This window comes from Phytobacter diazotrophicus (genome assembly GCF_052061655.1).
In the GTDB taxonomy this organism is placed as follows: domain Bacteria; phylum Pseudomonadota; class Gammaproteobacteria; order Enterobacterales; family Enterobacteriaceae; genus Phytobacter; species Phytobacter diazotrophicus.
In genome coordinates this window covers 4,411,883-4,435,139 of record NZ_CM125428.1, presented here as the reverse complement: position 1 = coordinate 4,435,139, position 23,257 = coordinate 4,411,883, and the positions used below count along the sequence as shown (strand labels likewise).

Annotated in this window: 19 protein-coding genes; 9 read left to right on the top strand and 10 right to left on the bottom strand. The window is 52.3% G+C overall.

Annotated elements, in window-relative coordinates:
- Window positions 1-193 precede the first annotated feature (193 nt).
- A complete protein-coding gene (gene thiI / locus ACS0RQ_RS21660) occupies window positions 194-1,642 on the top strand; it encodes a tRNA uracil 4-sulfurtransferase ThiI (RefSeq protein WP_041852517.1) in 1,449 nt (482 codons plus the stop codon).
- An 85-nt stretch (window positions 1,643-1,727) separates the two neighbouring features.
- Here the strand turns inward: thiI and yajL are convergent, their stop codons facing one another.
- Complete coding sequence (gene yajL / locus ACS0RQ_RS21655; RefSeq protein WP_271850715.1) at window positions 1,728-2,321, bottom strand: protein deglycase YajL; 594 nt, start codon at window positions 2,319-2,321, stop codon at window positions 1,728-1,730.
- Entirely contained in the window at window positions 2,284-3,195 is a 912-nt protein-coding gene (gene panE, locus ACS0RQ_RS21650) for a 2-dehydropantoate 2-reductase (RefSeq protein ID WP_041852514.1), read from the bottom strand. The genes yajL and panE overlap by 38 nt, the downstream gene beginning before the upstream one ends.
- 140 nt (window positions 3,196-3,335) lie before the next feature.
- Between panE and ACS0RQ_RS21645 the strand changes: the two genes are divergently transcribed.
- A complete protein-coding gene (locus tag ACS0RQ_RS21645; protein ID WP_107223657.1) occupies window positions 3,336-3,827 on the top strand; it encodes a YajQ family cyclic di-GMP-binding protein in 492 nt (163 codons plus the stop codon).
- A 29-nt stretch (window positions 3,828-3,856) separates the two neighbouring features.
- Here the strand turns inward: ACS0RQ_RS21645 and ACS0RQ_RS21640 are convergent, their stop codons facing one another.
- From ACS0RQ_RS21640 to cyoA, 6 genes are all read right to left on the bottom strand, one after another.
- Entirely contained in the window at window positions 3,857-5,221 is a 1,365-nt protein-coding gene (locus ACS0RQ_RS21640; RefSeq protein ID WP_271850716.1) for an MFS transporter, read from the bottom strand.
- A gap of 291 nt (window positions 5,222-5,512) precedes the next feature.
- Window positions 5,513-6,400, bottom strand: a complete 888-nt coding sequence (gene cyoE, locus ACS0RQ_RS21635) for a heme o synthase (protein ID WP_041852512.1) — start codon at window positions 6,398-6,400, stop codon at window positions 5,513-5,515.
- An 11-nt stretch (window positions 6,401-6,411) separates the two neighbouring features.
- A complete protein-coding gene (locus tag ACS0RQ_RS21630) occupies window positions 6,412-6,738 on the bottom strand; it encodes a cytochrome o ubiquinol oxidase subunit IV (RefSeq protein ID WP_041852511.1) in 327 nt (108 codons plus the stop codon).
- Window positions 6,738-7,352 (bottom strand): cytochrome o ubiquinol oxidase subunit III, encoded by a 615-nt coding sequence (locus tag ACS0RQ_RS21625; protein ID WP_041852510.1) that lies wholly within the window; start codon window positions 7,350-7,352, stop codon window positions 6,738-6,740. Before ACS0RQ_RS21625 ends, ACS0RQ_RS21630 begins: the two co-directional genes overlap by 1 nt.
- Window positions 7,342-9,333, bottom strand: coding sequence for a cytochrome o ubiquinol oxidase subunit I (cyoB, locus tag ACS0RQ_RS21620; RefSeq protein WP_193795281.1), 1,992 nt, complete (start codon window positions 9,331-9,333; stop codon window positions 7,342-7,344). Before cyoB ends, ACS0RQ_RS21625 begins: the two co-directional genes overlap by 11 nt.
- 20 nt (window positions 9,334-9,353) lie before the next feature.
- Window positions 9,354-10,301, bottom strand: a complete 948-nt coding sequence (gene cyoA / locus ACS0RQ_RS21615) for a cytochrome o ubiquinol oxidase subunit II (protein ID WP_271850717.1) — start codon at window positions 10,299-10,301, stop codon at window positions 9,354-9,356.
- A gap of 535 nt (window positions 10,302-10,836) precedes the next feature.
- Here cyoA and ACS0RQ_RS21610 point away from each other — a divergent pair.
- Both ACS0RQ_RS21610 and ACS0RQ_RS21605 read left to right on the top strand, forming a co-directional pair.
- Window positions 10,837-12,543, top strand: a complete 1,707-nt coding sequence (locus ACS0RQ_RS21610; protein ID WP_271850718.1) for a molecular chaperone HscC — start codon at window positions 10,837-10,839, stop codon at window positions 12,541-12,543.
- Window positions 12,544-12,546: 3 nt separating this feature from the next.
- Window positions 12,547-13,875 carry a J domain-containing protein gene (locus ACS0RQ_RS21605; RefSeq protein WP_271850719.1) on the top strand — a complete coding sequence of 443 codons (1,329 nt, stop codon included), beginning with the start codon at window positions 12,547-12,549 and terminating at the stop codon, window positions 13,873-13,875.
- A 32-nt stretch (window positions 13,876-13,907) separates the two neighbouring features.
- On the opposite strand, the gene ampG is transcribed toward ACS0RQ_RS21605, so the two are convergent.
- Both ampG and ACS0RQ_RS21595 read right to left on the bottom strand, forming a co-directional pair.
- Complete coding sequence (gene ampG / locus ACS0RQ_RS21600) at window positions 13,908-15,383, bottom strand: muropeptide MFS transporter AmpG (RefSeq protein WP_071195834.1); 1,476 nt, start codon at window positions 15,381-15,383, stop codon at window positions 13,908-13,910.
- 41 nt (window positions 15,384-15,424) lie between these two features.
- On the bottom strand, window positions 15,425-16,003 hold the full coding sequence (locus tag ACS0RQ_RS21595; RefSeq protein ID WP_041852504.1) for a lipoprotein: 579 nt from the start codon (window positions 16,001-16,003) through the stop codon (window positions 15,425-15,427).
- Window positions 16,004-16,306: 303 nt separating this feature from the next.
- Between ACS0RQ_RS21595 and bolA the strand changes: the two genes are divergently transcribed.
- The 5 genes from bolA to lon all read left to right on the top strand — a co-directional run bounded on the left by bolA (window position 16,307) and on the right by lon (window position 23,117).
- The gene (gene bolA, locus ACS0RQ_RS21590) at window positions 16,307-16,624 is read left to right on the top strand and encodes a transcriptional regulator BolA (RefSeq protein ID WP_271850721.1); all 318 of its coding nucleotides are present in this window, start codon (window positions 16,307-16,309) and stop codon (window positions 16,622-16,624) included.
- 345 nt (window positions 16,625-16,969) lie between these two features.
- Window positions 16,970-18,268, top strand: coding sequence for a trigger factor (tig, locus tag ACS0RQ_RS21585; protein WP_271850722.1), 1,299 nt, complete (start codon window positions 16,970-16,972; stop codon window positions 18,266-18,268).
- Window positions 18,269-18,554: 286 nt separating this feature from the next.
- Window positions 18,555-19,178 (top strand): ATP-dependent Clp endopeptidase proteolytic subunit ClpP, encoded by a 624-nt coding sequence (gene clpP, locus ACS0RQ_RS21580; RefSeq protein ID WP_041852501.1) that lies wholly within the window; start codon window positions 18,555-18,557, stop codon window positions 19,176-19,178.
- A gap of 126 nt (window positions 19,179-19,304) precedes the next feature.
- Complete coding sequence (gene clpX, locus ACS0RQ_RS21575) at window positions 19,305-20,579, top strand: ATP-dependent protease ATP-binding subunit ClpX (RefSeq protein WP_041852500.1); 1,275 nt, start codon at window positions 19,305-19,307, stop codon at window positions 20,577-20,579.
- A 183-nt stretch (window positions 20,580-20,762) separates the two neighbouring features.
- Window positions 20,763-23,117, top strand: a complete 2,355-nt coding sequence (gene lon, locus ACS0RQ_RS21570) for an endopeptidase La (protein ID WP_079497563.1) — start codon at window positions 20,763-20,765, stop codon at window positions 23,115-23,117.
- Window positions 23,118-23,257: the final 140 nt, after the last annotated feature.

The window sequence follows — 23,257 nt, the reverse complement described above, 5'->3', positions numbered from 1 at the left end:
CCGCGGTATACACTTCATCCTTCAAACTGCTTCTTTGTTGGCTGCCTTTGTTCACCCCAGTCACTTACGTGAGTAAGCTCCTGGGTTCACTCAGTTGCCGCCGCGAAGCATTTTGAATGATTTTGTGTATAAGGGCTGCTGTACTATTTTCCATTTCTAGCCCTGTCGGGCTTACCAACGAACCATTGCCGCCATGAAGTTTATCATTAAATTGTTCCCGGAAATCACCATCAAAAGCCAATCTGTGCGTTTGCGCTTTATTAAAATTCTCACCGGGAACATTCGTAACGTTCTTAAGCAGTATGATGAGACCCTCGCCGTTGTCCGTCACTGGGATAATATCGAAGTGCGCGCCAAAGATGAAAACCAACGTCTGGTGATTCGCGACGCGCTGACCCGTATCCCGGGTATTCACCATATTCTGGAGGTGGAAGATGTCCCGTTCACCTCTTTGCACGATATTTTCGAAAAAGCGCTGGTGCAATACCGCGACCAGATCGAAGGCAAAACGTTTTGCGTGCGTGTAAAACGTCGCGGCAAGCACGAGTTTAGTTCTATTGAAGTGGAACGCTACGTCGGCGGCGGTTTGAATCAGCACGTAGAGTCCGCCCGCGTGAAGCTGACGCACCCGGATGTCACCGTGAATCTGGAGATCGAAGATGATCGCCTGCTGCTGGTAAAAGGCCGTTACGAAGGCATCGGTGGTTTCCCGATTGGTACGCAGGAAGATGTACTGTCGCTGATTTCCGGCGGTTTCGACTCCGGCGTCTCCAGCTACATGCTGATGCGTCGTGGCTGTCGCGTACATTATTGCTTCTTTAACCTGGGCGGCGCGGCGCATGAGATTGGCGTGCGCCAGGTTGCGCATTACCTGTGGAACCGCTTTGGTAGCTCCCACCGGGTACGTTTTGTGGCGATCAATTTTGAACCAGTGGTTGGCGAGATCCTCGAAAAAGTTGATGACGGTCAGATGGGTGTAGTGCTCAAACGCATGATGGTGCGTGCGGCATCCAAAGTTGCTGAGCGCTATGGCGTGCAGGCGCTGGTAACGGGCGAAGCGCTCGGTCAGGTCTCCAGCCAGACGCTGACCAACCTGCGCCTGATTGATAATGTCTCCGATACCCTGATCCTGCGTCCGCTGATCTCTTACGATAAAGAGCACATCATCGATCTGGCGCGTGAAATCGGTACCGAAGATTTCGCCCGTACAATGCCGGAATATTGCGGTGTTATTTCGAAAAGCCCGACGGTGAAAGCTGTGAAGGCCAAAATCGAAGCGGAAGAAGCACATTTCGATTTCGAGATCCTGGATCGGGTGGTTGCAGAAGCCTCGAATATCGATATTCGTGATATCGCCGCGCAGACCAGCGAAACGGTTGTTGAGGTCGAAACGGTCAGCGGATTTGGCCCGAACGATGTGATTCTCGATATCCGTTCTATTGACGAGCAGGACGATAAACCTCTGGCGGTGGAAGGTATCGACGTGGTGTCGCTGCCGTTCTATAAGCTGAGCACCAAATTCGGCGACCTCGATCAGAGCAAAACCTGGTTACTGTGGTGTGAGCGTGGGGTGATGAGCCGCCTGCAGGCGCTCTATCTGCGTGAGCAGGGCTTTGAGAATGTGAAGGTGTACCGACCGTAAGCATTGCTGTGCGATTTGTCCGGGCTACATGCAGCCCGGCATGTCTGACACCGCCAGGGCAATCCTGGCGGGCTAAGCAGGCAAATTAAGCGCCGTAAAAGTTATAAATTCCGGCTGGAATGACCAATTGCGACGCTACTTCATGGGCCTTCTCCCCACTGACCAGCAGATCAATAATCTTTAAGCCAAAATCAATGCTCGTGCCTGGCCCCTGGCTGGTGAGCAGTTTTACGCGTGGATCCCAGACAACGCGTTTGTCCTGCCACTGCTCCGCCGGTATTTTCTCTTTCAGCGCCGGGAAGCCGGTCATATTGCCTAGTGGGAACAGGTTGTGGGGCACCAATACGGTAGCTGCCGCTGCGCATATGGCCGCGACGATACGTCCGGAGGCATGGAATTGCCGTACGGTCTCTACCAGCAGTGGGCTGTCACGGAAACATTCTGCCCCCTTAATTCCGCCCGGTAAGACGATAATGTCGTAATCACCGTCTGCCACAGAGACCAGCGGCGCATCTGCCAGCAGCTTGACCCCACGTGAGCAGGTGATCGCAAGATTACCGTCACTGGCAACGCTGGCGGTGGTCACGCTGATGCCGCCACGAACAAGCAGGTCGATAGTGGTGACCGCTTCGGTCTCTTCACTACCAGGGGCGAGACATACCAGAGCTGATGCGCTCATACTCACTCTCCTTACGTTTCACTAAGTCATACAGGCGGGCGTTTTCCGGCACCGCGATACCGTGGGCACGGGCGCGTTTGAGCAGGTAGCCTGTGATGTAATCGCACTCGGTATGGCGCATGGCGCGGATGTCCTGCAGCATTGAGGAAATATTATCCGCCGTGTTATCAATCACCTGGTAGACATAGCTGAGTAACTCATCTGCCGAGATATGGTGGCCTTCACGTTCGATAACGGCAGCGACCTCATGGGTGATTTTCTTGATTTCATCGGGAAAGTTACGTAAATCGCCGTTTCGGCAATTTTCCAGCGCGCTCAGCGGATTCACCACGCAATTAACCGCCAGTTTGCGCCAGAGGGCCGGACGAATGTTGTTATGCCAGGCCACGTCCGGAAGCACCTCCTGCAGACTATCAGCCAGATAGCTAAAGTCGCCGTCCTGCTGCCTCGCCGGGCCAATATGCGTCGTGCCGCTGGCAACATGCACAATGACATTGCCATCACGGCGCGCTGCGTGCGTCGTGGTGCCAATCAGTAAGGGCTGCGACAGTGATTTCAGCTCTTCTACCGTGCCCATGCCGTTATGAATCAGCAAAATAGGTGTGGTGGCTGGCAACATCGCCGCTAAACCTCTTACCGCGTCAGAAACCTGCCAGGCTTTAAGCGTGACCAGCAATAAGTCGCTGCTCGCCAGAAATTCGGGATCGTTCGCGGTCAGGGATTCGTTAAAAATGGAGCCGTCTTCATCAACCAGGTTCACACTGCAAAAGGGTTGCGGTACGCGCAACCAACCCTGTACTTCGTGTCCATGCTTGCATAGAGCAGTTAACCATAATTGCCCTAAAGCACCGCATCCGAGTACGGTAATTTTCATTGTTCCTCCTCACCTGCAACTGCGCCAGGTGTCACTGCTTACAGTATAGCGCCGTCAGCACTGCATTCAGCTATTACAAGTTGAGTTATGCTTCGTTGCGGGTATTATGCATCGCAATAAACACTGAGGGAGAAGAAAAGATGCCATCTTTCGATATTGTTTCTGAGGTTGATCTTCAGGAAGTCCGCAACGCCGTTGAAAATGCGACCCGTGAAGTCGAAACACGCTTCGATTTTCGTAACGTTGAAGCTACTTTTGAGCTGAATGAACAGAATAAGACGATCAAAGTTCTCAGTGAGTCCGATTTTCAGGTCAATCAATTGCTGGATATCCTGCGTGCGAAGCTGTTAAAACGCGGCATTGAAGGCACATCAATTGATGTTCCTGAAGAGTTTGTCCACAGTGGCAAAACCTGGTTCGTTGAAACCAAACTCAAGCAGGGCATTGAGAGCGCTGTTGCCAAAAAAATCGTTAAGCTGATTAAAGACAGCAAACTGAAAGTACAGACGCAAATTCAGGGCGAAGAAATTCGCGTTACCGGGAAAGCGCGTGACGATCTGCAGTCCGCGATGGCGCTGGTACGTGGCGGTAATCTGGGACAGCCTTTCCAGTTCAAAAACTTCCGCGATTAATAAAAAAAGCGGGATTTCCCCGCTTTTTTTTATACCCCTTTGATGGCTTGCTCAACCTCGAAACGGTTGGTGACTTTGCTGTCTATTTTGACGTAGGCGCTGCGTTCTTCAGCGACGACCAGCACTTCGCTCACCCCGCTAGTTGCCAGCAGCCGCTCCTGCAGCGAGGCATCTGGCGTGACCCCCTCCGGTATCGCAATACGCAGGCTACTGACATAGGGCGGTTCCTGCATACTTCCGGCGACCAGCAGCCAGACCATGGACAATAGGGCGCCGGCCAGAAAGACCGTCTGTGAGTCGAACAGGCCGTCGACCCAGCCACCGAGCGCGCCGCCAATCGCCACCCCAAGGAACTGGCTGGTGGAGTAAATCCCCATCGCCGTGCCTTTGTATCCGGCAGGGGCTTCTTTGCTAATAAGCGACGGTAGCAAGGCTTCCATCAGGTTAAAGGCGAGGAAGAAAATCTGAACCCCCAGCACCAGTTCCCAGAAATGGGGACCCGCCCCCCAGAGCACGATCTCCGCAATAAGCAGCAGCGCGACGCAAAATACAAACACGCGCTTCATGCGGCGCTTCACTTCCGCATAAATAATAAAAGGCACCACGGAAACAAACGACACCAGCATCGTAACAAGATAGATTTTCCAGTGATCGCGGGCGGCAAATCCGGCGGCTTCAAGCATGCCCGGCAGGGCGACGAAGGTGGACATTAGCAGGATATGCAGACACATAATGCCGAAGTTCAGTTTCAGCAGTTTCGGACTGGCGATGACCTGACTAAAGCAGCCTTTTACCATCCCGGAGTCCCGGTTAAGCACGTGGTTGTGGCTGTTTGGCACCACCCACAATGTTAACGCAATACCCAGGGTCGCCAGCGCGGCAATCAGCCAGAAGAGGGCGTGCAGACCCAGTGTGTGGGTGATGATCGGGCCAAGCACCATCGCGATAGCAAAGGTCACGCCGAAACTGACGCCAATAAACGCCATGGCTTTCGTGCGATTTTGTTCACGGGTTAAATCAGAAAGCAGAGCCATCACCGCGGCGGCAATGGCGCCAGAGCCCTGGAGCGCTCGCCCAAGAATAATGCCCCAGATGGAATCTGAGAGGGCCGCAATAATGCTGCCGATCACAAAGATGGCGAGGCCACCGACGATAAGCGGTTTGCGACCAACGCGGTCTGAAAGCAGACCAAAGGGAATTTGAAACACCGCCTGTGCCAGGCCGTAAATGCCAATCGCCAGACCAATCAGCGCCTCGCTGGCACCCTGTAATGCCATGCCATACGTGGTCAGAACGGGCAGGACCATAAACATGCCAAGCATGCGCAGGGAAAAAACAGTCCCTAAACCCCAGGTTGCGCGCAACTCGCCTGGCGTCATTTTATAATCGTTCATTACCACCTCAATCGAAAAACAGGCCATAGTTTAGGCGGGGCGCCAGGCGCGGTAAATAGGTGATTGTTTAATAGATATTACGAGGCTGTGAACGGTATTTATTTCGCTGCCAGCACACATTAACTACCCAGCCGAAACGGACCGACTCTGGAAACGTGCCGCGAAAGAATTATAAAGGCCATATCGTGGTAAAGAGACGAGGGGAGGGGGCTATGGGGAGGTGGAACGCTGTAGCCAACTGACAGACATAAAAAAGCCGGGTTATCCCCGGCTTTTAAAAGGCGTTATCCGTTACCAGACAGCCGCGAGCAGACTGTGAGAGTCAGGGACCATAAAATCCACTGACATCATCACACTTAACGCGGTAATTGCGATGATGGAAAAGCCGAACAGCTTACGCGCCCAGACTTTGTCATCTTCCACTTTGTAGCCACGCAGCGCCATACCCAGCCACCATACGCTTACGGCCGCGGCAACCACCAGATATTTGTACCCGGCGTAACCGCCAAGGGAGAGCATCAGTGTTGCGACCGCAAAAGCGATGATATAGAGCGTGATATGGTTTTTGGCGACCGAAATGCCTTTCACCACCGGTAGTACCGGGATGTTTGCCGCCTGGTAATCTTTAAAGCGGAAAATGGCGATGGCGTACGAATGAGGCATCTGCCAGAGGCTGAAAATCGCCAGCAGAATAGCCGCACCGCTGTCAAACCCGCCGGTGACGGCACAGTAGCCAATCACCGGAGGCGCTGCGCCGGAAAGCGAGCCGATCAGCGTGCCGTAGACCGAGTGGCGTTTCATATACAGGCTATAGACGCCCACATACACCACAAAGCCCATCACCCCCAGCCAGCAGGCCAGAGGATTCGCGCCAAACCACAGCAGCATGAAGCCAGCAATACCCAACAAGGCAGCGTAAACCAGCGAGACTTTCGGCGAAATCAGGCCCCGGACCAGCACGCGGTTTTTCGTCCGCTCCATCTTCTTATCGATGTCACGGTCAATGTAGTTGTTAAATACACAACCGGAGGCGACAACCAGCGACACGCCAACCAGCGTGTAGACGAACAGCGGGTAATCAATATGGCCTTTAGAGGCCAGCAGGAACCCACCGATCACCGAGATCAGGTTGCCAAAAATAATGCCAGGTTTCGTTACTTGCAGGTATTGCTTCAACATACTCGCCGCTCTTAGTGAACCATCATGTTGTAGTTGAGGTTCCACATGATCCAGATGGAGCCGACTACCAGGATTGCGATGATAATCACGGTAAAGACGAAAGCTGTCATATTCCAGCCTTCATCGGACTTCGTGTTCATGTGCAGGAAGCAAACCAGATGCACCAGAATCTGCACAACCGCCGTTACCAGTACTGTGCCCAGAATCGCAGCATGAGATGCTGTGCCGCTCATCACCATCCAGAACGGAATAACCGTCAGGATGACCGACAGGATAAAACCTGTCATGTAGGTTTTTACGCTACCGTGGGAAGCGCCATGTTCCGTTGAATGACTCATTACATCGCCCCCATCAGATAGACTACAGAGAACACACAGATCCACACCACGTCCAGGAAGTGCCAGAACAGGCTCAGGCACATGATACGGGTACGGTTAGTGCTGGTCAGGCCGCGACGCGAAACCTGGAACATCAGCACTGCCATCCATACCAGACCCGAGGTCACGTGCAGACCGTGGGTGCCGACCAGCGCGAAGAACGCGGAGAGGAAGCCACTGCGATCCGGACCCATACCTTCTGCGATCAGGTGATGGAATTCATAAATCTCCATGCCTACGAACCCGGCACCGAACAAGAAGGTCAGTGCCAGCCAGGAAATAACCTGGCTTTTGTTGTTTTTGTACATGGCGATCGCCGCCATGCCGTAGGTGATGGAGCTGAATAACAGCAGTGCGGTTTCTACCAGGACGAACGGCAGCTCGAAGATGTCCTTGCCAGTCGGGCCACCCGCCGTGCCGTTCACCAGAACGGCATAGGTAGCAAACAGGCATGAGAACAAAATGCAGTCGCTCATCAGGTAGATCCAGAACCCAAATACCTTAGTCGGGCCTGCATCGTGGTGCCCATGTTCGTGCGCGTGGGCATTCGCATGCGTTAAAGTATCAGTTGCCATTTTTCAGCCCTGCCTTAGAAATCTCATCGAAATGCTGTTTTTCCAGTTTTTCGATTTCTGCAACCGGTACGTAGTAATCCACGTCCTCGTCGAAGCTTTTCACAATCCAGGTAATGATCATGCCGGCGAAGCCAACAATCGCCATCCACCAGATGTGCCAGATCATCGCGAAACCAAACACCGTTGCGAAGGCGGCAATCACAACGCCCGCACCGCTGTTTTTCGGCATATGAATTTCTTCATAATGCGCCGGTTGCTTGTACGCTTCGCCTTTTTCTTTCATTTCCCAGAAGGAATCACGTTCGTGAATCTCAGGAACCACAGCGAAGTTATAGAACGGCGGCGGAGAAGAAGTCGCCCATTCCAGCGTACGGCCACCCCACGGGTCACCGGTCAGGTCACGGTTCTGGTCGCGGTCGCGAATAGACACGTAAATCTGAATCAGCAGGCAGAGGATACCGATAGCAATCAGTGCCGCACCGCAGGCTGCAATCACCAGCATAGAGTGGAACTGCGGATCAATCTGCTGGCTCAGGCGACGGGTCATACCCATAAAGCCCAGCACGTACAGCGGCATAAATGCCACGAAGAAGCCGATGATCCAGAACCAGAATGCGCGTTTGCCCCAGGTTTCATTCAGCGTGAAGCCAAATGCCTTCGGCCACCAGTAGGTCAGGCCTGCGAAGCAACCGAACACCACACCGCCGATAATCACGTTATGGAAGTGGGCAATCAGGAACAGACTGTTGTGCAGTACGAAGTCCGCACCCGGCACCGCCAGCAGAACGCCCGTCATACCGCCCACCGAGAAGGTGACGATAAAGCCGATGGTCCACAGCATCGCAGAGTGGAACACGATGCGACCCTGGTACATGGTGAACAGCCAGTTGAAGATTTTCACCCCGGTCGGGATGGCGATGATCATCGTCGTAATACCGAAGAAGGCGTTTACGTTCGCGCCTGCACCCATCGTAAAGAAGTGGTGCAGCCAGACGATAAACGACAGGATGGTAATACAGATGGTCGCCCATACCAGCGAAGTGTAACCAAACAGACGTTTACGCGAGAAGGTCGCTGCGATTTCGGAGAATACCCCGAACACCGGCAGAACCAGGATGTACACTTCCGGATGGCCCCAGGCCCAAATCAGGTTGATGTACATCATCATGTTGCCGCCCATATCGTTGGTAAAGAAATGGGTACCGATATAACGGTCGAGGGTCAACAGCGCGATGGTCACGGTCAGAATGGGGAACGAGACGATAATCAGGACGTTGGCGCACAGCGATGCCCAGGTAAAGACTGGCATCTTGAACATACCCATGCCCGGCGCACGCATCTTCAGAATCGTTACGAAGAAGTTGATACCGGTCAGCGTCGTACCGATACCAGAGAGCTGGAGTGCCCAGATCCAGTAATCGACCCCGACACCAGGGCTGTATTCAATTCCCGACAGCGGCGGATAAGCCAGCCAACCCGTCTGCGCGAACTCACCGACGCCCAGAGAGATGTTAACCAGAATCACACCGACAACCGTGAACCAGAAGCTCAGGTTGTTCAGGAACGGGAACGCCACGTCACGCGCGCCGATCTGTAGCGGAACCACGAGGTTCATCAGACCGATAACGAATGGCATCGCCACGAAGAAGATCATGATCACACCGTGAGCGGTGAAAATCTGATCGTAGTGGTGAGGTGGCAGGAAACCTGCTTCCCCGGCAGAAGCCAGCGCCTGCTGACTACGCATCATCACGGCGTCTGCAAAGCCACGCAGCAGCATAACGACTGCAACCGCAACATACATAATGCCAAGACGTTTGTGGTCTACAGAGGTAAACCATTCATTCCACAGCCATGCCCACTTTTTGAAGTAAGTGAGCAGACCGACTACCGCCAGTCCCCCGACGATAATCGCAGCAATCGTGACCATGATAATGGGTTCATGGTACGGCACTGCATCCAGTGTAAGTTTTCCGAACATCGTATTCTTCCTCGACCCCTTTAGTGAGAGGCTTCCGCGTGGCTCATGTCCATGCCTTCCATACCTTCATGCGAGGCGTGCTCACCTTCCGGCTGGGTCATGTCCATGCTCTTGCCGTGGCCCATAAATTTGTTGATAACGTCTTTAAACAAATCGGGTTTCACGCTGGAGAAGTATTCAACCTTATTGTATTCGCTTGGTGCGGCAACTTTCTCGTAAGCATCCATGTCAGCCATGGTGTTCTGAGATTGTTTCACTTTAGCGACCCATTGGTCGAACGCTGCGCGGTCCGGCGTGGCGATAGCTTTGAACTTCATACCGGAGAAACCTGGTCCGCTATAGCTGGCGGAGATACCGTCGTAGGTACCGGCTTCATTGGCGATAAGATGCAGTTTGGTCTGCATACCCGCCATCGCGTAGATCTGGCTGCCCAGACGCGGGATAAAGAACGAGTTCATCACGGAGTTGGAGGTCACCTTGAATTCCACCGGAGTGTTCGCCGGGAAGGCGATTTCATTCACGGTAGCAATGCCTTGTTCCGGGTAGATGAAGAACCATTTCCAGTCCATGGCGACAACTTCAATGGTAACAGGTGCTTCGTCATGCGCCAGCGGTTTGCTCGGTTCGAGCGAGTGGGTAGTTTTCCAGGTGAGTACAGCAAGGAACAGGATGATCAGAATCGGCACCGTCCAGACCACAGCTTCAACTTTGTTGGAGTGTGACCAGTTAGGGCTATACTTCGCATCTTTATTGCTCGCACGATACTTCCAGGCGAAACCAACGGCCATCAAGATGGCGGGAATAACGACAATCAACATCAGGCCAAATGCCGTCAGTATCAGCGAACGTTGCTCCAGTCCAATCTGTCCTTTGGGGTCAAGTAGTGCAGAATCACAGCCACTGAGTAAAATCGTGCCTGCAAATAATGACAACCATCCCAAACTTTTATTGTATTTCCTGAGTCTCATTTACCGACCTCAATTCCACGGGGATCTGGTGGCGTTTAAAGTGTGCGGGCATTTTACGGGAAGGTTACATTACTGTAAACATGAATGGCGTAGTGTCAGTATGGTGTTACTGGGTTCTGCCGATTATGTCACACGAAATGCAACAACCTGTAAAATTGGGTGTTCGCACAGCCTGCCATTAAGGTTATAACGAAATCCCAGGAATACAATAAGGGGGCAGGTAAATTGGTATAACCAATCAAAATCATAAACAATTGCTTAACAATATTTCAGCATTTATTGAACATTACTGGAAACATATAATTAATAACCGTGCTGAATCGTTCAAGAGTAACCCTTAATTAATACCGCACAAAATAATTAAAGAAATTTTCTTCCCCTTTCGATAAATATTCGTACGTTGAATATTGTTAGCTTGCTTGTTTATTGAACGAAATAATAACTGAAAGGTAATATCTAAAGCGAATCCGCATAACTTGCTGATTATTATATTGCGATTCGTTTTTGCTTTTTTATCAGTGACTAAGGGATGGAAATGGCCATAACAGGAAACGACTCGCCAATTATTGGGATAGATCTGGGAACATCTAACAGTGCTGTCGCGTGGTTTGATGGTGAGAACCCACAGTTGCTCACGGGCGCGCGGGGCGAAAGATTGACCCCCTCAGTGGTTGGAGTGGACGACGACGGTAATCTGCTGGTGGGTGAAGCGGCGAAAACACGACTGGTCAGTCATCCTCACCTGACCATTGCCAGTTTCAAACGCTACATGGGAACAGATAAGACGTGGAGCCTGGGGGCTCGCCGGTTCCGGGCAGAAGAGCTGTCGGCGTTGGTGCTACGTAAACTGAAGACTGACGCGGAAGTTGCGTTGGGTGGCACCATTTCTCGCGCCGTCATCACCGTACCGGCTTATTTTAATGACGTTCAGCGTAAAGCCGTCAAAGCGGCCGGAAGACTGGCCGGGCTTGAGGTTGAGCGCTTGCTGAATGAACCCACTGCGGCATCTTTGGCATACGGGCTTGCGGATAATCGCGAGCAAAAATTCCTGATTTTCGATCTCGGCGGCGGCACCTTCGATGTCTCCATCGTCGATATGTTTGAAGGGGTGATTGAAGTTCGCGCCAGCAGCGGCGATGCCTGGCTTGGTGGCGATGATTTTACCCAGGCTATTCGTCAATGGATGCAGGAGCGTTACCCTGCTTTAGCCCACCCGAATACGGAATGTGCGGCGGAGTTAACCCGGATTGCCGAAGCGTTCAAATGCGCACTGAGCCAGCAGGATGAAACCAGCGCGACGCTGAGCTATAACGGTGAAGAGTACTGTTGGATATTAACGGCTGAGACCTTTGCTGGCTGTGCCGCCTCACTTCTCACGCGGTTAAAAAAACCGGTTGTACAGGCTTTGCAGGATGCGCATTTCGACCCCGAACACCTCGACCATGTCATCCTGGTGGGGGGCGCAACCCGGATGCCGATTGTTCGTCAGATGGCGACCCGCATGTTCGGGCGCTTCCCGCGTAGCGAATTAAACCCCGATGAAGTGGTGGCCCTTGGTGCCGGTGTTCAGGCCGGACTGATTGCCCAGGCATGCGCGCTGGATGATATTGTCCTGACCGATGTCATGCCTTATTCCCTGGGGATCGAGGTTTCACGCAGAAATGGCGACAAAATCGATACTGGCCATTTCCTGCCGATTATTGAACGCAACGCCTTTGTTCCGGTGAGCGTGATGAAAACCGTGAGTACGCTGTTTGATAATCAACAGTATCTGGAGATAGAAGTTTACCAGGGGGAAGCCCGTCGGGTCAGCGACAATCTGTTGCTGGACAAAATGAAGATTAACGTCCCACGTCGTAAAGCTGGTGACGTGAGCGCTGACATCCGCTTCACCTATACGCTGGACGGCATTCTTGAGGTTGAATGTAAAGTTCAGGGTGAAGAGACCGCATCAACCCTGGTCATTGAAAAAGTGCCCGGACAGCTCAGCGAAGAGGAGATACGTGAACGTCTTCGTCAGCTTGATGGCCTGAAAATGCACCCCCGTGATGTGCCAGAAAATCGTCATTTACTGGCAGAGGCTTCTCGTTGTTACGAACGGCATCTTGGGGAGCGGCGACAAATTATCGATCACTATACCAGCCTGTTTGAACAGTCACTTGATCGCCAGGATGTACGTATGATTGCCGCCGCGCGGGATGAATTGCGTCAGGTGCTCAACCAATTTGATGATGGGATGTAAGTGATGTCGACAATGTGGGAAACACTGGGCATCGAACCAACAACCGATGAATCCACCATTCGCCGGGCATACGCGCGAGAGCTTAAGATGCATCGTCCCGATCAGGATCCGCAAGGCTACCAGCTACTGCGTGAAGCGTTCGATGCGGCGAAAGCATTCGCAAAAGGCGAGATAATCTGGCTGGACGATGACAATGTGAAAGCGGTCATCAATCTGGACCGGGCGTTGTCTGAGTTACCGCAAGCTGAATCACAAGAGGCCGTGCAGCCAGCGCTCCCACCGCAGCCAGACTGGCAGCGAGAAACCCTTGAGGAGGATGCCGAGCGCTTTTCCGTTCAGTTACTTGCTGATGAAAGTGACGCGCTGAATGCGCTGCGATTCTATCTTGATCACCACCTGCCTGATGCCCTGGAAGCCGGACGGGTGTTTAGTCTTGAGCTGGCCCAGGCGTTGAGTCAACGACCGGGCATTTCCCGGAGTCTGGTGAACAATGTGTCGGACATTATGGGATGGGATCTGGGTGGGTATCGCGATTCCCAACTGCCTTATTGGATCGTTCACGCCCTGGAAACGCAAATTGAGGCGACTGCTGCGGACCATCATTGGGACTATCTATGCCGACAGGCTAGCCTGGATCGACAGAGCCGTCTGGCCTGGCGAATCCTCAGCGGCGAAATAGCGTATTTACCCTGGTGGGCGAGACTCATTCCGGATTTTGTTCAGGGGCTGTTGAATCAGGTGGCTGAGATCAAAAATGCTTATCCACAGTTGCTGGAACGCGTTAACCCGGCGCTGCTCCGGCTTCTTTCGACTCCCACGCCAGCCGTTTCCTGGGGGGCGCTGATCGCTATCTGGTTCTGGGGATTTGCACTTTATATCCAGGTGCGGGCTGATGAACATTTGGTCTGGCAGGCGGTCACTATGGTGGGGATTGTGATCCTGTACTTATGGGGGGCGCCTGTGTTGCTGGCGTGCTACGAACGTAAGGCACTTCTCGCACGCATAAGCCATATTTTCTTCTGGCTACTTTCATGGGTCATTATGGCGGTCCCGTTGTTCCACATCTACGCGCTACTGTATCACTATCCGCCAGCGAGTGCGGGCGTTGCGCGGGTCTGTATGTTTACTGCGGTGATTGCTTACCCTGTCTGGTGGCTGGTGCGCAGTAATTTACATCAGTGGTACGCAATACCCTTTAATGGCGTCGTGAAACTGATCATGTTGCCTATCTTGTTTCTCAAGCAGTTGCCGCCGATGGTCAATGTCGTCGGGCTTATCATCCTGCCACCGTTATACAGTTACGTGATTAAGTGGCTCTATTTTTTCAATTAATCACTGCGCGAGCGCCAGCGATGCTGGCGCTTTCAGACAACACGTGTTTTGCGTAGCGCCAGAAAATCTAATAATCCGCCATAGACAATACCCACCAGCGCCAGTAATGCGCCGAATTCCAGCAACGTACTGCCAATGTCGATATGGACCCATCCGCTGGCGTTCACTATCAGGATGACCAGCCAGAAACCCAGTAACAGACAGCCAGTAGAAAGCAGGCGTAATGCCAGGCGGTAGGCTTTGGCAAACTCAGTGCGTGGCATAAAACGTTCTGTGCGCTGCGTGAATTCAAGCGTCTCTTTACAGAGCAGCAGCATCAACAGACCTGGCAGGGCAGCCGCGATAGAGAACAGGTAAAACATCGACCAGCCATGGGCTTCAACAAACCAGCCTGCCAGCGGCCCAACGTAAACCCGACCAACAGCAGATAACGCGGAAAGCAGGGCAAACTGAGTGGCAGAAAAGGACTTGTTGCACAGTGTCATCAGCAGCGCAACGAAGGCAGACGTGCCCATACCGCCGCAGAGGTTTTCCAGAAAAACCGCTGACGCCATGCTGATCATATCTTTCGGCGTCACGGCAAGCAGCCAGTATCCCGCATTCGAAATGCCTTGCAGCAGACCGAAAATCAGCAACGCGCGAAACAGCGACAAGCGTTGCATTAATACACCACCCCAGAGTGCGCCAATAATTGTTGCGATAAGCCCAAGGGTTTTGTTGACCACGCCCACTTCACCGGCATCAAAGCCGACACCGCGAATCAGAAAGGTGGTTGTCAGGCTCATCGCGAACGCGTCGCCAAGCTTATAAAGAACAATCAAGAGCAAGATAAGCCAGGCATTATTGCGACCGAAGAAATCACGCAGCGGTTCGACAACGGCTTGCTCCAGTGAGCGCGGTGCCGGGATAGCGTCGGTCGGTTCAGGGGCCAGCAACGTTGCGATAATGCACGGGATCAACAGCCCGGCCATCAGCCAGTACATGCCTTGCCAGCCGAGCCAGCGGTCCGCCAGCCACAGCGCCAGGCCGCCGGACACTAACATGCCTAAGCGATAACCCAGAACGCTGATTGCCGCCCCGGTTCCGCGCTCCTCTGCCGGTAGCACATCCGTTTTCCACGCATCGAAAACAATGTCCTGTGAAGCAGAACAAAAAGCGATAACGACGGCCAGACCTGCCATCCAGCGTAAATGACTGCCTGGCTCAAGAAAGCCCATCGCAGCGACCGCGACAAGTAAACCCAGTTGTGTCAGGAGTAGCCAACCGCGGCGTCGGCCAAGGAAGGGCGGGGTATAGCGGTCCATCATTGGCGACCAGAGAAATTTAAAAACATAGGCCTGGCCGACAAGCGAGAAGAAACCGATGGTTTTCAGATCGACGTTAGCTACTGTCATCCACGCCTGGAGCGTACCGGATGTCAGCGCCAGTGGTAAACCTGAGGCGAAGCCCAGCATCAGCAGAATGGCTGATTTGGGTTGCTGAAATATACGAAGGTAATGACTGGACATGGTTGAGTACTGGCCCGGCGAACCGGGCCAGCGTGCGGAACTTAACGCGTGTTCTGCTTGATGAACTGATGAATTGTGGTGTCCTGAGACATATCCGCGATGGTGTCGGTCAACACGCTGTTAACGGCATTCGTGATCTTGTCGTTAGTCGCCTGGAGTGCGCCTTCAACGTTATAGCTGGCGCGGTAGTTTTTCGTCATTTTATTGCCGTTAGCTGCGGTTGCGATGATCGCGATATCCGCTTTCGTGGCAATGCTGTAACGCAGGTTGCCCTGAGAAACATCGGCATACAGCTGGTTAACAATGATTTGCAGGTTAGCCGCACCGCTTGGGCCAATCATATAACCGCGCGCAGTCATTTGTTTTTCCAGCACTTCTTGTAGCAAGAAGCGCAGGTCGCGGGATGCCGTTAGGGTAACCAGTTGGTTATCGCGAGTGACTTTTGCCAGTGCCTGGTCGGGACGCTGGTCTGCGCCAGTGATGCTCACTGTAACGCCCATCAGGCTAGGATCCTGCTGTGGCAGCGTAATCTTCGGTGACACTTCAAGAGTGGTTGGCGGGGTGGCGCACCCGGCCAGCATAAATAAAGCGACCAATGGGAAGAGAAGTTTTTTTAACATGTTCAGGCTCTCAGTGGATCTTAAGCTTAGATAGGGAAAATTCTTGCCATCATAACATCGCCGTCAACAAGGGGAAGTCCTCAATGCATGTAAATTCATCGCCTTGTGTTTTTTTTAACCGCACGACCGATTTGCTCTGTCGAACATGACGTCATTTTTGACCTTTTCAGTAGAGTTCATACCTTTGACTGAGAAAATAGGACGAAAGCTAAATTTTTGTTGTTTTCTTGTTATGAACACGATAAAAGCGGCTAACATTTAAAGGGATGGGTCGCATCTCAGCGTTGTCGGAGGAGTCCTTTCATGATGATACGTGAGCAGATAGAAGATAAATTAAGGGCAGCGTTTGAACCCGTGTTCCTCGAAGTTGTTGATGAAAGCTATCGTCACAATGTACCGGCCGGTTCCGAAAGCCATTTCAAAGTTGTGCTGGTCAGTGACCGCTTTTCCGGGGAGCGTTTCCTCAACCGTCACCGTATGATCTACGGCACCCTTGCGGCGGAACTCTCGTCCACCGTTCATGCACTGGCTCTGCATACCTACACGATTAAGGAATGGGAAGGTCTGCAGGACACCATTTTCGCCTCGCCGCCATGCAGGGGAGCAGGCAGCATCGCGTAAAACGCATTTGCAACTGCCTGAGCTTTTCCAGTATGTTGCGTACAGTTTAAGTAAAAACGGCCTACGGGCCGTTTTGTTTTGTCTGAGTTTTGAGCGAGAAGCGCAATTTTTAGGTCAAAATTACCTCGGAATTGTGAAAAATGGCGCAACAATGCGGCGTTCCCGTTCTCGACTCACTAAAGTGATGCCGCTATAATGCCGCGTCTTTATATATGAACGTCTTCGGGATGATTCTGGTGACAGGGAATGTATATCTGATTTGAGAGAGCATCCCGGTTCTGCGAAGCCCTATGACAGCTTCCAGAGTAGAGTTGACCGAGCACTGTGATTTTTTGAGGTAACAAGATGCAAGTTTCAGTTGAAACCACTCAGGGCCTTGGGCGCCGTGTAACGATTACTATCGCTGCTGACAGCATCGAGACCGCTGTGAAGAGCGAGCTGGTTAACGTAGCGAAGAAAGTACGTATTGACGGCTTCCGTAAAGGCAAAGTACCGATGAATGTCGTTGCTCAGCGTTATGGCGCCTCCGTACGTCAGGACGTACTGGGCGAACTGATGAGCCGCAACTTTATTGACGCGATCATTCAGGAAAAAATCAACCCGGCTGGCGCACCGAACTATGTTCCGGGCGAATACAAGCTGGGCGAAGACTTTACCTACTCCGTAGAATTCGAAGTTTATCCGGAAGTTGAGCTGAAAGGCCTGGAAACTATCGAAGTTGAAAAACCGGTTGTAGAAGTGACCGACGCTGACGTCGACACTATGCTGGACACCCTGCGTAAACAACAAGCAACCTGGAAAGATAAAGATGGAGCTGTTGACGCGGAAGACCGTGTGACTGTTGATTTCACTGGCTCTGTAGACGGTGAAGAGTTCGAAGGCGGCAAAGCCACTGATTTCGTGCTGGCGATGGGCCAGGGTCGTATGATCCCAGGCTTTGAAGACGGCATCAAAGGCCACAAAGCGGGTGATGAGTTCACCATCGACGTGACCTTCCCGGAAGACTACCACGCTGAAAACCTGAAAGGTAAAGCGGCGAAATTCGTTATCAACCTGAAAAAAGTTGAAGAACGTGAGCTGCCGGAACTGACCGAAGATTTCATCAAACGTTTCGGCGTTGCAGATGGTTCTGTTGCTGGTCTGCGTGCAGAAGTACGTAAGAACATGGACCGTGAGCTGAAAGGCGCAGTGCGTAACCGCATCAAGTCTCAGGCAATCGAAGGTCTGGTAAAAGCGAACGAGATCGAAATCCCGTCTGCCCTGATCGACAGCGAAATCGACGTTCTGCGTCGTCAGGCTGCTCAGCGCTTCGGTGGTAACGAGAAACAAGCGCTGGAACTGCCGCGTGAGCTGTTTGAAGAGCAGGCTAAACGCCGCGTGATCGTCGGTCTGCTGCTGGGCGAAGTGATTCGCACCAACGAGCTGAAAGCTGACGAAGAACGCGTAAAAGGCCTGATCGAAGAGATGGCTTCTGCTTACGAAGATCCGACCGAAGTTATCGAATTCTACAGCAAAAACAAAGAGCTGACCGATAACATGCGTAACGTCGCTCTGGAAGAACAGGCTGTTGAAGCTGTACTGGCAAAAGCAAAAGTGACTGAGAAAGCTACCAGCTTCCAGGAACTGATGAACCAACAGGCTTAATTTACTCATCCGGTATAAAGAGTAAACAATAAGCCCGTCACCTTCTGGTGACGGGCTTTTTTTATCGCATTGATGTTATCAGAAGTGTGCTAAAAGGGCGTTTCAGTGTTAGCGTAACAGCAAAAGGTTGTTATGCTTGAAATAAGGTGTGGTCATCCCCATTAAGGGACTATCGACTGTGAACACTCTGGCTGATAATCCGTCCGTGAGGGGTCGTAGTCAGACCTGGCTCACTCAAGTACAATCAGTACAGCAGGTTATTTATTTTTAGATCCAGGAGACGGACATGTCATACAGCGGCGAACGAGATACCTTTGCACCCCATATGGCCCTGGTGCCAATGGTTATTGAACAGACCTCACGCGGTGAGCGCTCTTTTGATATCTACTCCCGTCTTCTTAAGGAACGTGTCATTTTCATGACGGGTCAGGTTGAAGACCACATGGCAAACCTGATCGTGGCGCAGATGTTGTTCCTGGAAGCGGAGAATCCGGAAAAAGATATTTACCTGTATATTAACTCTCCGGGTGGCGTTATCACCGCCGGAATGTCAATTTACGACACCATGCAATTTATTAAGCCTGACGTCAGCACCATTTGTATGGGCCAGGCCGCGTCCATGGGCGCATTCCTGCTGACGGCGGGAGCAAAAGGCAAGCGTTTCTGCCTGCCAAACTCACGCGTGATGATTCACCAGCCGCTGGGTGGTTACCAGGGGCAGGCGACGGATATTGAGATCCACGCCCGTGAAATCCTGAAAGTGAAAGGGCGTATGAACGAACTCATGGCGCACCATACGGGTCAATCTTTAGAGCAAATTGAACGAGATACAGAACGTGACCGTTTCCTCTCTGCGAACGAAGCCGTCGAATACGGTCTGGTTGATTCAATTTTGACCCATCGTAATTAATGCTCAGGCCGGAGTAGTGCCGCTATAATGAATATCGAGCGGCACTACGCTGGCAAGCGTTTTGCGCCTGGAATGGCATTTGCGTCGTCATGTGCGGCACAAAGAACAGAAAAGAGGTTTTGACTCATGACAGATAAACGCAAAGATGGTTCGGGCAAACTGTTGTACTGCTCTTTTTGCGGCAAAAGCCAGCATGAAGTGCGCAAGCTCATTGCCGGGCCGTCCGTGTATATCTGCGACGAATGTGTTGATCTGTGTAACGACATTATTCGCGAAGAGATTAAAGAAGTTGCGCCGCATCGCGAGCGCAGTGCACTGCCGACCCCGCACGAGATTCGCCATCACCTGGACGATTATGTTATCGGCCAGGAACAGGCGAAAAAAGTGTTGGCCGTCGCGGTATACAACCACTACAAACGTCTGCGCAACGGCGACACCAGCAATGGTGTTGAGCTGGGCAAAAGTAACATTCTGCTGATCGGGCCAACCGGTTCCGGTAAAACGCTGCTGGCTGAAACACTGGCGCGCCTGCTGGATGTTCCGTTTACCATGGCGGATGCCACTACACTGACCGAAGCGGGTTATGTGGGTGAAGACGTTGAAAACATCATCCAGAAACTGTTGCAGAAGTGCGATTACGACGTGCAAAAAGCGCAGCGCGGAATCGTCTACATCGATGAGATCGATAAGATCTCGCGTAAGTCTGATAATCCGTCTATCACCCGTGACGTATCCGGTGAAGGCGTACAGCAGGCATTGCTGAAACTGATCGAAGGTACCGTGGCAGCCGTGCCGCCGCAGGGTGGTCGTAAACACCCACAACAGGAATTCTTACAGGTTGATACCTCCAAGATCCTGTTCATTTGTGGTGGCGCATTCGCCGGTCTGGATAAGGTGATTTCCCATCGTGTTGAAACCGGTTCTGGTATCGGCTTTGGCGCGACGGTAAAAGCGAAATCCGAAAAAGCGAATGAAGGCGAACTGCTGGCCCAGGTTGAGCCGGAAGATCTGATCAAATTTGGTCTGATCCCGGAATTTATTGGTCGTCTGCCGGTGGTGGCAACCCTCAACGAGCTGAGCGAAGAAGCGCTGATTCAGATCCTGAAAGAGCCGAAAAATGCCCTGACCAAACAGTATCAGGCGCTGTTCAATCTTGAAGGTGTGGATCTGGAGTTCCGTGACGAGGCCTTGACCGCTATCGCGAAGAAAGCGATGGTGCGTAAAACGGGTGCGCGTGGTCTGCGTTCCATCGTCGAAGCGGCGTTACTGGACACCATGTATGATCTGCCGTCTCTGGAAGAGGTCGACAAAGTGGTTATTGATGAGTCCGTGATTGCCGGGCAAAGCAAACCGCTGTTGATCTACGGTAAGCACGAAGCGCAACAGGCATCTGGTGAATAATTCACCAATCCATACATACAGTTAATGAAAAAGGGGGGATTTTATCTCCCCTTTTATTTTTCCTGATTCTCGCCGTTGAATGTGTGGGAAACATCCCCATATACTGCTTTACATGTTAATGGTGCGTGTTGCACAGTCACGTCACCGGATTACCTGGCGGACATTAAACTAAGAGAGAGCTCTATGAATCCTGAGCGTTCTGAACGCATTGAAATCCCCGTATTGCCGTTGCGCGATGTGGTGGTTTATCCGCACATGGTCATACCCCTGTTTGTAGGGCGGGAAAAATCTATCCGTTGTCTTGAAGCGGCCATGGACCATGATAAAAAAATCATGTTGGTTGCACAGAAAGAAGCCTCAACGGATGAGCCGGGTGTAAACGATCTTTTCACCGTCGGGACCGTGGCCTCTATTCTGCAGATGCTGAAACTGCCTGACGGCACTGTCAAAGTGCTGGTGGAAGGTCTGCAGCGCGCGCGCATTACCACGCTGTCGGATAATGGCGAACATTTCACGGCTAAAGCGGAATACCTTGATTCCCCGGCCATTGATGAGCGCGAGCAGGAAGTGCTGGTACGCACTGCCATCAGCCAGTTTGAAGGCTATATCAAGCTCAACAAAAAAATCCCACCGGAAGTGCTGACTTCGCTGAACAGCATTGACGATCCTGCGCGTCTGGCCGATACCATTGCCGCGCATATGCCATTGAAACTGGCCGACAAACAGTCCGTTCTGGAGATGTCCGACGTTAATGAACGTCTGGAATATTTGATGGCGATGATGGAATCGGAAATCGACCTGCTGCAGGTCGAGAAACGTATCCGTAATCGCGTCAAAAAACAGATGGAGAAATCTCAGCGCGAGTACTACCTGAACGAGCAGATGAAGGCCATTCAGAAAGAACTCGGCGAGATGGATGACGCGCCGGATGAAAACGAAGCGCTGAAACGCAAAATCGACGCGGCCAAAATGCCAAAAGAGGCAAAAGAGAAGGCCGAAGCCGAACTGCAGAAACTGAAAATGATGTCCCCGATGTCTGCGGAAGCCACCGTGGTCCGCGGTTATATCGAGTGGATGATTCAGGTTCCGTGGTATGCGCGCAGCAAAGTGAAAAAAGACCTGCGTCAGGCGCAGGAAGTGCTCGATACCGACCACTATGGCCTTGAGCGTGTCAAAGACCGCATCCTTGAGTATCTCGCGGTGCAGAGCCGTATGAACAAACTCAAAGGCCCAATCCTGTGTCTGGTTGGACCACCGGGGGTGGGTAAAACCTCCTTGGGTCAGTCCATTGCCAAAGCGACAGGACGTAAGTACATCCGTATGGCGCTGGGCGGCGTGCGTGACGAAGCTGAAATTCGCGGTCACCGTCGTACCTACATTGGCTCCATGCCAGGCAAACTGATCCAGAAGATGGCCAAAGTGGGCGTGAAAAACCCGCTGTTCCTGCTTGATGAGATCGACAAAATGTCTTCGGACATGCGTGGCGATCCGGCGTCTGCTTTGCTGGAAGTGCTTGATCCGGAACAGAACGTTGCATTTAGCGATCACTATCTGGAAGTGGATTACGATCTCAGCGATGTCATGTTTGTCGCGACGTCTAACTCCATGAACATTCCGGCACCGCTGCTCGATCGTATGGAAGTCATCCGTCTTTCCGGTTACACGGAAGATGAGAAGCTGAATATTGCTAAACAGCATCTGCTGACGAAACAGATCGAACGTAATGCGCTCAAACCGACGGAACTGACCGTGGATGACAGCGCCATTGTCGGGATCATCCGTTATTACACTCGTGAAGCGGGCGTGCGTAGCCTTGAGCGTGAAATCTCGAAATTGTGCCGTAAAGCGGTGAAACAGTTGCTGATGGATCCGACACTGAAACACATCGAGATTAACGGGGACAACCTGCACGATTACCTGGGTGTTCAGCGCTTTGACTATGGCCGTGCGGATGACGAAAACCGTGTGGGTCAGGTAACCGGGCTGGCGTGGACCGAAGTCGGCGGTGACCTGCTGACCATCGAAACCGCGTGCGTACCGGGCAAAGGCAAGCTGACTTATACCGGTTCGCTCGGTGAAGTTATGCAGGAATCTATCCAGGCTGCGCTGACCGTGGTGCGTGCACGGGCGGAAAAACTCGGTATTAACGGGGATTTCTACGAAAAACGCGATATTCACGTTCACGTACCGGAAGGGGCTACGCCGAAAGACGGCCCGAGCGCCGGTATCGCGATGTGTACTGCGCTGGTTTCTTGCCTGACGGGTAACCCGGTACGTGCTGATGTGGCGATGACGGGTGAAATTACCCTGCGTGGCCAGGTTCTGCCGATTGGCGGCCTGAAAGAAAAACTGCTGGCGGCACACCGTGGCGGGATCAAAACCGTGCTAATTCCTTACGAGAACAAACGCGATCTTGAGGAAATTCCGGAAAACGTCATTGCCGACCTGGACATCCATCCGGTTAAGCGCATTGACGAGGTTCTGGCCCTGGCATTGCAAAACGAACCGTTTGGTATGCAGGTCGCGACCGCAAAATAGTGACCGCGCGCAAAGAGCGTTGATAAAAACAAGGCTGGTAAGGCATTTCGGACTTGCCAGCCTTTTTTTGTATAGCTAATTTAGATTGCTGGTTGGGTGTGTCATCATCAACTGGTGTTGTAAGGGCATGACAGGCCTGA